Origin of the sequence: Pseudomonas protegens, from assembly GCF_003732485.1 — a bacterium.
GTDB lineage: Bacteria > Pseudomonadota > Gammaproteobacteria > Pseudomonadales > Pseudomonadaceae > Aquipseudomonas > Aquipseudomonas protegens_B.
Genome location: NZ_MOAK01000073.1, coordinates 231,625 through 241,057, shown reverse-complemented (window position 1 = coordinate 241,057; position 9,433 = coordinate 231,625). Strand labels below are relative to the sequence as shown.

Here is a 9,433-nt window from a genome sequence, read left to right as displayed (position 1 = left end):
CTGCTTGTTGGAAATCCCCGACACCATCGGTCCGCCCGGAACGAAGACCATCGGCAGATGACCGAAGCGCAGGGCGCCCATCATCAGGCCCGGGACGATCTTGTCGCAGATCCCCAGCATCAGCGCCGCGTCGAACATGTTGTGTGACAGCGCTACGGCCGTGGACAGCGCAATCACCTCGCGGCTCGGCAGGCTCAGTTCCATGCCGGCCTCGCCCTGGGTCACGCCATCGCACATGGCCGGGGTGCCGCCAGCGAACTGGCCCACCGAACCGATCTCCCGCAGGGCTTTCTTGATCTGCTCGGGAAAATGCTCGTAAGGCTGGTGGGCCGACAACATGTCGTTATATGACGAAACAATTGCCACGTTGGCCGCGTTCATCATCCGCAGGCTGTGTTTGTCGTCGGCGCCACAACCGGCCACGCCGTGGGCGAAGTTCGCACACTGCAGCTTGCCCCGCTGCGGGCCGTCAGTGGCAGCACCACGGATCAAAGCGAGATAGGCCTGGCGAGTGGCGCGACTGCGGGCGATAAGCCGTTCGGTGACCTCAAGAACGCGGGGATGCATGTGTAGAACTCCAGGCTAACGGATGTGGCGACCTGTTTGTCTATGCTGATCAGAAACGTCGCCAACCAGGGACGGCGGAGGACTTTCCTGACCATTTGGACCAGTTGATTCAGGTCACTCGTTGTAGATAAGACAAAATATTGCCACTAAAAAGGCTTGTTTTCTATTTCTATGCGAATAATCTTGTAATTCCAACAACAAATTTAACGACAGGCGTTTGCACATGACTCTTCGAATCGCAATCAATGGTTTTGGCCGTATTGGCCGTAACGTCCTGCGCGCACTCTATACCCAAGGCTATCGTCAGGATCTGCAGATCGTCGCCATCAACGATCTGGGAGACAGCGCGATCAATGCCCACCTGCTGAAACACGACACCGTCCACGGCACTTTCGATGCCGAAGTCCAGCACGACCAGGAAAGCTTGACCGTCAACGGTGACCGCATCGCCGTCAGCGCCATCCGCAACCCGGCCGAACTGCCCTGGGCCGCGGAAAAGATCGACGTGGTCTTCGAATGCACCGGCCTGTTCACCGACCGTGCCAAGGCTGCCGCCCATCTTACTGCCGGCGCCCGCAAAGTGATCATCTCGGCCCCGGCCAAAGGCGCCGACGCGACCGTGGTCTATGGGGTCAACCACGACATCCTGCGCCAGTCGCACCAGATCATCTCCAACGCCTCGTGCACCACCAACTGCCTGGCGCCGGTGGCCCAGGTGCTGCATCGCGAGCTGGGTATCGACAACGGCCTGATGACCACCATCCACGCCTACACCAACGACCAGAACCTCACCGACGTCTATCACAGCGATCCCTACCGCGCCCGCTCGGCCACCCAGAACATGATCCCGAGCAAGACCGGCGCCGCTGAAGCCGTGGGCCTGGTGCTGCCGGAGCTGGCGGGCAAGCTGACCGGCATGGCCGTGCGGGTACCGGTGATCAACGTATCCCTGGTGGACCTGACCGTGACCCTCAAGCGCGACACCACGGCCGAAGAGGTCAACGCCCTGCTCAAGAGTGCCAGCCAGCATTCGAAGATCCTCGGTTACAACACCCTGCCGCTGGTCTCCAGCGACTTCAATCACAACCCGCTGTCGTCGATCTTCGACGCCAACCACACCAAGGTCAGCGGCGGTCGCTTGCTCAAGGTGCTGGCCTGGTACGACAACGAGTGGGGCTTCTCCAACCGCATGCTGGATAACTGCCTGGCCCTGTGCAACGCGGAATAAAACGGATATTCGTCGATGATCGGTATCAGTTTCACGCAAAAGACCATGGCGGCGCGCAAGCGCATCGCCCTGGTCGCTCACGACCACTGCAAGGTCTTTCTGCTGGACTGGGCCGAGCGACAGAAGTCACGGCTGGCCGAACATGAACTGGTGGCCACCGGCACCACCGGGCTGCTGCTGAGCAAACGCCTGGGACTGCCGGTGGAAAGCATGATCAGCGGCCCTCTGGGCGGCGATCAGCAGTTGGGCGCGCAGATCGCCGAGCAGCGGGTCGACCTGCTGGTGTTCTTCTGGGACCCCTTCGAGCCCCAGCCTCACGACCCGGACATCAAGGCCCTGCTGCGCGTGGCGGCGGTGTGGAACATTCCCGTGGCCTGCAACGAGTGCAGCGCCGACTACCTGCTCAGCAGCCCACTGATGAGCCAGGCCCATGAACACCGGATTCCCGACTACCAGGCGTACCTGGCCGCTCGGGGATAAATCACACAAGGCTTGACCATCGACGTAGATGACAATCATTATCATCTGCTGGAAAAATGGATCAGGCCTTGCTGTGAGTCAATCGCACTTCAACCACGTCTTCCTCACTCAACGAATTTCTCTGCTGCGAACGCTGGAGCGGATGGTCAACAACCACAGCACCGCCGAAGACCTGCTGCAGGAAACCTATCTGCGGGTGACCCGCGCCCTCAGTGAGCGGACGATCACCCACCTTGAGCCTTTCGTATTCCAGACCGCACGCAATCTGGCGCTCGACCACCTGCGGGCCCGACGCATACAAGGCCGCACCCTGCTGGAAGATGTGCCACCGGAGGTGGTGGAGAATGTCGCCGCGCCCGTCAGCAGCGCCGAAGACGCGGCCCACGCCGAACAGTTGCTCGAACGCCTGAACCTCAGCCTCGGCCAGCTCAGCCCGCGCCAGCAGCAGATCTTTATCCTCAGCCGCCTGCACGGCCACAGCTATCAGGAAATCGCCGATGAGCTCGGGGTATCGCCGAGCACGGTGCAAAAGGAATTGAAACTGATCATGGCCATCTGCATCGGCGTCGCTGAACGTCTCGACGGTCAGTGAGTCTCAACCGCTGAGCAGAATGACTGCGTCAGTCCCGCGCCTTTGCTAACCTTGGCCGGCTTTCGCTCTCTACTTGAAAAACAGCTGTGCACAGACACAGCCGAGGAACACCCGTGACGGATTTTCACAGCGCCGAACCGCCCACTCCAGCCGGCCCGCACTCAAGCAACCTTGCCATGGATCAGGCGCTGGAATGGCTGATCGAGCTGGAACATCCGAACGAGGAACAAGTGCGCCAGTTTCATCAGTGGCTGGCGGCTTCACCGCTCAATGCCCAGGCCTTCGAAAAAGCCCAGGCCATCTGGAACGGACCGCAAGTGGCGCTCTGTGCCCAGGCCCTGGCCGCCCCTGTGCCGAAGGTTTCACGCCTGGCCCGCCTGCGCCCCCACTGGAAGCCCCTGGCCACCGCCGCGGTGCTGGTGCTTGGGCTGTTCAGCTTCAGCAACCTGCCCCTGCGCCTGCAGGCCGACCACCTGACCCTGGTCGGTGAACGCCAGCGCCTGCAACTGGAAGACGGCTCCAAGGTGCTGCTCAACACCAACTCGGCGTTTTCCAGCGAGATCAACGCTCACCAGCGGGTGGCCCGGCTGTACCAGGGCGAAGCCTTCTTCGAGATCCCGGCCACGCTCGGCTTGCCCCTGGAGCTGGACGCCGGTCCGGTCAAGGCCAGCGTGGGCGACACCGCCTTTGCCGTGCGCTATCTGGACGGCGTCGCCCAGGTCCAGGTGCAGCGCGGCGATATCGACCTGCGGGCGACCCATGCCGACCAGCGCATTCGCCTGAAGGCCGGTGAAAGCGTACGCGTTGGCCCTCAGGGTTTTGAGCACCCGGCCAAGCTCGATGCCGGCAAGGACCTGGCCTGGGTCGAGGGTCGCCTGGTGTTCGAGAACTGCCCCCTCAACCAGGTGCTGGCGGAACTGCGACGTTATTACCCGGGCTGGATCGTCAATAACAACGAGCAGTTGGCGAATGTTGCCGTCACCGGCAACTACCGCCTGGACCAGCCCCTGGATGTGTTGCGCTCCCTGGCCCATATCACCTCGGCGCAGCTCTCGGAGTTTCCGGCGTTGGTGATTCTCAACTGAGAATAATTATTTTTACGCGATAGCCATGGGTCATACGTCTCGTTATAGCCAATGCAACTGATTCGCATTTTGAATGCGTATCTGCACCTATAAGATTCGTGCGACCCGGAGCGCTCTCGATGTCCCCTCGCCTCAACAGCCGATCCTCTGTTCCCTGTACCCGCCTGCAGAACTGCACCCTGTCGCTGCTCACCGCGGCGATCCTGCTGGCCGGCGCTCACGCCACTCCTGTCATGGCCGCCGATGCCCCGGCGCCTTCCAGCCAGCGCATGGGCAACTACAACTTCGCCATTGCCCAACAACCGCTGGTCTCGGCGCTCAATGCCTTTACCGCGGTCACCGGCTGGCAAGTGGGCCTGCCCGCCGAGCTGGGTGCCGGCGTTGCCTCCCCCGGCGTACGCGGCTCGCTGCCGCCGGAAAAGGCCCTGGATCGGCTGCTCGGCGGCACCAACCTGAGCTACCGCAAGCTGGGCAACAACAGCATCGTCCTGGAGAAACGCAGCGGCGCCAACGTGGTGAACCTGCAGCAAGTGACCATCAGCGCCACCCGCCAGGAGCAGGACATCAGCTCGGTACCCAGCACCGTGAGTGTGCAGACCCGGGAAGAACTCGACCGGCAGAACGTCAACACAATCAAGGAACTGGTGCGTTATGAGCCTGGTGTTTCAGTCGGCGGTGCAGGCCAGCGTGCCGGTATCAGCGGCTACAACATTCGTGGTATCGACAGCGACCGGATCCTCACCCAGGTGGACGGCGTGGAAGTGCCGGATCACTTCTTCAGCGGCCCTTATGCCAAGACCAACCGTAACTACGTCGACCCGGAAATCGTCAAGCGCGTGGAAATCCTGCGCGGTCCTGCCTCGGTGCTCTACGGCAGCAGCGCCATCGGTGGCGCCGTCAGTTACTACACTCTGGACGCCGACGACATCATCAAGCCCGGCGAGGATTTTGGCGCGCGCCTGAAGACCGGCTACAGCTCGGCGGACGAAAGCTGGCTGAAATCCGGCACCTTCGCCGGGCGGGTCGGCGAATTCGACGGCCTGTTGCACCTGAGCCAGCGTGACGGCCACGAGACCGAGTCCTATGGCAGCAACAACGGCACCGGCCTCAACCGCACCGCCGCCAACCCGGAAGACGCCCGGACCACCAACGTGCTGGCCAAGCTCGGCTGGAACTATGCGGACGACGCACGCCTGGGCCTGACCTACGAGAAGTACAAGGACGACCGCGACACCAACCAGAAAAGTGCGGTGGGCGGCCTGTTCCTCAATGGCGTTGGCCAGAACTGGTATCGCTCGCGCGTCGGCAACGACACCATCACCCGCGAACGCTTCGGCCTGGAAAACAGCTTTGCCCTGGAGTCGCCAATCGCCGATCGGATCAAATGGAGCCTGAACTACCAGATCGCCAAGACCGACCAGACCACCTCCGAACGCTATAACCCGGTGTCGATATTCAGCCCGGTGGCCCGTGACGTGCAGCGCGAGCGGAAAACCCTGTACCAGGAAAAACAATGGGTGTTCGACGCCCAATTGGACAAGGCCTTCGCCCTGGGTGAAACCGATCACCAGTTGACCTACGGCACCACTCTCAAGCAGCAGAAGGTCACAGGCTCGCGCTATGGCACCGCCAGCTGCCTGACCGTCGGTGCCGGCTGCACCGCGGTTGGCGCGCCGAGCCCTTCCGCCGGTGACAGCGTGAAAAAGTCCAGCGACTTTCCGGACCCGACCATCAACACCTACAGCCTGTTCGTCCAGGACCAGATCAGCTGGAACGCCTGGACCTTCACCCCTGGCCTGCGCTACGACTACACCCAGCTCAAGCCGAAACTGACGCAGGAGTTCCTCAATGTCGCCAACCCCACCGGCAACTTTCCGGTCAGCGACGACAAGAAGACCTGGCATCGGGTTTCGCCCAAGCTCGGCCTGACCTACAGCTTCGACGAGCACTACACGGCCTATGGCCAGTACTCCGAAGGCTTCCGCACGCCGTCGGCCAAGGCGCTCTACGGCCGCTTTGAAAACATCACCACCGGGTACATCGTCGAGCCCAACTCCAACCTCAAGCCGGAAACCAGCAAAGGTTACGAAACCGGCCTGCGAGGCAATTTCGACGCCGGCTCCTTCGATGTCTCGGTGTTCTACAACCAGTACCGCGACTTCATCAACGAAGACGCCATTACTGCCGGCGCGCTGCAATCGGTGATCCAGAGCAACAACATCAAACACGCCACCATCAAGGGCGCCGAAGCCAGGGGCCGTCTCAACCTCGATGCCTTCGGTGCACCACAGGGCCTGTACAGCATCGGCTCGCTGGCCTACGCCTACGGTCGCAACAATGACAACGGCGAACCGATCAACAGCGTCAACCCGCTCAAGGGCGTGTTTGGCCTCGGCTACGACCAGGACAACTATGGCGCGCTGCTGAGCTGGACCCTGGTCAAACGCAAGGACCGGGTCGACAACAGCACCTTCAAGGCCCCGGATGGCCGCACCACCAGCGGCCAGTTCAAGACACCGGGCTACGGCATCCTCGACCTCAGCGGCTTCTACAAGGTCACCGACGACCTGACCGTGAACGCCGGCCTGTACAACCTGACCGACAAGAAATACTGGAACTGGGACGACGTGCGCGGCTACGACAGTGTCGGTGAAGCCGGGCAGACCGCACCCGCCAACCTCGACCGCCTGACCCAGCCCGGCCGTAACTTCTCGGTCAACCTGGTCTGGGATATCTGACGCCAAACCGCCTCACTGCCCTTTTTCATCCGGGGGCAGTGAGGATTTTTTACTGTGTCGCGTCTTCTTGTTCGTCTAGTCACTAAGTGCCTCTCATTCTCAAGGACATCTGCATGACCTCCCAGGATTCCTCCCAGCGTCATCACCTGCGCTCCCAACGTCTGAACCAGATCACCCACGAGCCGCATTCCAAGCTCGATGCCCTGGTCAAGGCCCACGCGCCCTTCGAAACCCAGGGTGCATTCGCCCGTTTCGTGGTGGCCCAGTACCTGTTCCAGTCTGAGCTGGTGGCTCTGTACAACGATGCCGAACTGAACAAGATCGTCCCGGACCTGGCCGAGCGCTGCCGCGCCGAAGCGGCCAAGGCCGACCTGGCCGACCTGGAAACCGAAGTTCCGGCACCGGTGGCCGGTGCCGTCAGCAACCCGAGCCAGGCCGAAGCCCTGGGCTGGATCTTCGTGTCCGAAGGCTCCAAGCTCGGCGCCGCGTTCCTGATCAAGCGCGCCGTGGGCCTGGGCCTGAGCGAAACCTTCGGTGCCCGTCACCTGGGCGAACCGGCCGGCGGCCGTGCCGAAGGCTGGAAGACCTTCACCCGCATCCTCGACGGCCTGGAGTTCACCGCCGAAGAAGAAGCTGCAGCGGAAAAAGGCGCCCTGGATGCCTTCAACCGCTTCACCGTACTGCTGGAACAGGCTTACTCCAGCGCTGCACAACCGGCCTGACCCCGAAGTTGTGGGCAAGGTGGCGGCTTCCACCGCGGCCCTGCCCACAGCGGTATTTTGTCGGCCGGCGTCTTCCCCGGATTGAGCCGTACGGCGCGTTACCTCATCATCGAAGCCATGACCCCCACTCGCCCCTCCTCGTCGAAAATATCCCGCCTGCTGTTTGGCGCGCTGGCTTACATCAGCCTGGCTATCGGCCTGATCGCCATCGTCGTACCGGGCCTGCCCACCACCGAGTTCATCCTGCTGGCTGCCTGGGCCGCCACCAAGAGCTCGCCACGGCTAAGCGCCTGGATGGAGAACCATCGCCTGTTCGGCCCGATCCTGAGCAACTGGCGCAACGGCCGGATTGTCAGCCGCAAGGCCAAAGTCAGCGCCACCCTCAGCATGCTGCTGTGCGCCGGCCTGATGCTGACCCTGCTCAACCATCACTGGACGATGTACGCCGCCATCGCCGGCATGACCCTGGGCAACCTGTGGATCTGGTCGCGCCCCGAAGCCTTGCCACAAACTTGCCCCCCGCCCCTGTAGGAGCCGGCTTGCCGGCGAAAGCCCCCAGAGAATTTGCATCAAGTTCACGGCCCCCTTCGCTGGCAAGCCAGCACCTACGCGGCGAATCCCTCTCCCTACCGTTCGTCGGCTAAAACTCACGCAAAAGCCGGCCAAGCCGATGTTCCGGACATGGCGCTGAATGGACTTGGCGACCGGAATCAGCCGATTCCGTGCTTTCCACCTGTCCTTTCGCGAGATCGCCCCATGTTCGACTCTCTTTCCATCCGCCTGAAAATCGTGCTGTTGTCCGGACTGTGCCTGTTAGGCGTGATGGCGCTGATCGTCGGCATGAACATCTATCAGAGCCAGCAGAACAACCAACTGGTCAACACGTCCAGCACGCAAATGCTCACGGCCGGAGTCGAGGATCTGCTGCAGGCCAAGGCAGCCGAACAAGCCGCGCGCATTCAAAAGACCTTCGGCGAAAGCCAGCTGGTGATCACCGCCCTGGCGGATCAGGTCCGGGACCTGCAAGACCTGGCCAACAAGCGCGGCCTGGACGCCCCGGCCCTGCGCGAAGAACTCAACCGCAGCCTGAAAACCGCCTTCGAGCGCAACCCCAAGGTGCTCGGCATCTGGCTCGCCTACGAGCCCAACGCCCTGGACGGCAAGGACAGCGAGTTCGCCAACGACGCCACCCGCGCCTCCAACGAACGCGGACGTTTCGCCACCTACTGGAGTCGCGCCGGCGGCCAGCAACTCAATACCGTGATGGCTGAGGAGGACATGACCAAGACCACCCTCAACCTCAGCGGCACGCCCTACAACATCTGGTACACCTGCCCCCGGGACAGCCGACGCATCTGCCTGCTCGATCCCTATGCCGACACCATCGGCCAGGACAAGAAGCAAGTGCTGATGACCACCATCTCCCTGCCGCTGCTGGTGGACGGCAAGGTGCTGGGCGTGATTGGCGTCGACATCGCCCTGGACTCCCTGCAAGCCGCTGCTGTCGAGGCCCAACGGGACCTGTTCGACGGGGCCGGGCACATGATGATCCTGGCCGGCAGTGGGCTGCTGGCCGCTGTCGGCGCCGATGCCGGCCAGGTCGGCAAGAACATCAATGAAACCTTTGGCGCCCAGGGCAAGGACATCCTCGCGACGCTCGCCGGCAGCCAAGCGAAAGTCCTGCAGCAAGGCGACCTGATCCGTGCGGTCTACCCCTTCAGTCCGATTGCCGATGCCAAGGCCTGGGGCGTGACCATCGACCTGCCACAACAGGTGCTGCTGGCGGACTCGGTCAAGCTGCAGACCCTGCTGGATCAAGCCCAGACCAGCGGCACCCTGAAAACCCTGCTGGTTGCGGTCGGCGCCGGCCTGCTGGGCCTGCTGCTGATCTGGCTCAGCGCCTCCGGCGTGACCCGGCCGATCAACAGCGTGGCGCAGATGCTCAAGGCCATCGCCAGCGGCGACGGCGACCTGACACAGCGCCTGGACTACAGCAAGAAAGATGAGCTGGGCGAGCTGGT

Annotated in this window: 9 protein-coding genes; 8 read left to right on the top strand and 1 reads right to left on the bottom strand. The window is 62.4% G+C overall.

The genetic code is table 11. The annotated features are described in order from the left end of the window. Positions 1-567, bottom strand: a 567-nt coding sequence (locus BLX41_RS35745; RefSeq protein ID WP_259745011.1) for a dihydroxy-acid dehydratase domain-containing protein, incomplete at its 3' end; no start/stop codon positions are given. 223 nt (positions 568-790) lie between these two features. Here BLX41_RS35745 and gap point away from each other — a divergent pair. From gap to BLX41_RS35740, 8 genes are all read left to right on the top strand, one after another. After that, a complete protein-coding gene (gene gap / locus BLX41_RS19275; RefSeq protein ID WP_123726170.1) occupies positions 791-1,795 on the top strand; it encodes a type I glyceraldehyde-3-phosphate dehydrogenase in 1,005 nt (334 codons plus the stop codon). A 15-nt stretch (positions 1,796-1,810) separates the two neighbouring features. Then, complete coding sequence (locus BLX41_RS19270; protein ID WP_123726169.1) at positions 1,811-2,275, top strand: methylglyoxal synthase; 465 nt, start codon at positions 1,811-1,813, stop codon at positions 2,273-2,275. A 73-nt stretch (positions 2,276-2,348) separates the two neighbouring features. Further along, the gene (locus BLX41_RS19265) at positions 2,349-2,867 is read left to right on the top strand and encodes an RNA polymerase sigma factor (RefSeq protein ID WP_123726168.1); all 519 of its coding nucleotides are present in this window, start codon (positions 2,349-2,351) and stop codon (positions 2,865-2,867) included. A gap of 113 nt (positions 2,868-2,980) precedes the next feature. Further along, entirely contained in the window at positions 2,981-3,952 is a 972-nt protein-coding gene (locus tag BLX41_RS19260; protein WP_123726167.1) for a FecR family protein, read from the top strand. 119 nt (positions 3,953-4,071) lie between these two features. Next, entirely contained in the window at positions 4,072-6,690 is a 2,619-nt protein-coding gene (locus BLX41_RS19255; protein WP_123726166.1) for a TonB-dependent receptor, read from the top strand. A 113-nt stretch (positions 6,691-6,803) separates the two neighbouring features. Further along, positions 6,804-7,412 (top strand): biliverdin-producing heme oxygenase, encoded by a 609-nt coding sequence (locus BLX41_RS19250; RefSeq protein ID WP_123726165.1) that lies wholly within the window; start codon positions 6,804-6,806, stop codon positions 7,410-7,412. A 117-nt stretch (positions 7,413-7,529) separates the two neighbouring features. Continuing rightward, entirely contained in the window at positions 7,530-7,943 is a 414-nt protein-coding gene (locus BLX41_RS19245) for a YbaN family protein (protein ID WP_123726164.1), read from the top strand. 225 nt (positions 7,944-8,168) lie between these two features. Next, on the top strand, positions 8,169-9,433 hold a 1,265-nt coding region (locus tag BLX41_RS35740; protein WP_259745010.1), incomplete at its 3' end, for a methyl-accepting chemotaxis protein.

What these genes read in the sequence shown, in the direction of transcription:
- gap (WP_123726170.1), top strand. Translation starts at nt 791, where the DNA reads ATGACTCTTCGAATCGCAATCAATGGTTTTGGCCGTATTGGCCGTAAC.
- BLX41_RS19270 (WP_123726169.1), top strand. Translation starts at nt 1,811, where the DNA reads ATGATCGGTATCAGTTTCACGCAAAAGACCATGGCGGCGCGCAAGCGC.
- BLX41_RS19255 (WP_123726166.1), top strand. Translation starts at nt 4,072, where the DNA reads ATGTCCCCTCGCCTCAACAGCCGATCCTCTGTTCCCTGTACCCGCCTG.
- BLX41_RS19250 (WP_123726165.1), top strand. Translation starts at nt 6,804, where the DNA reads ATGACCTCCCAGGATTCCTCCCAGCGTCATCACCTGCGCTCCCAACGT.
- BLX41_RS19245 (WP_123726164.1), top strand. Translation starts at nt 7,530, where the DNA reads ATGACCCCCACTCGCCCCTCCTCGTCGAAAATATCCCGCCTGCTGTTT.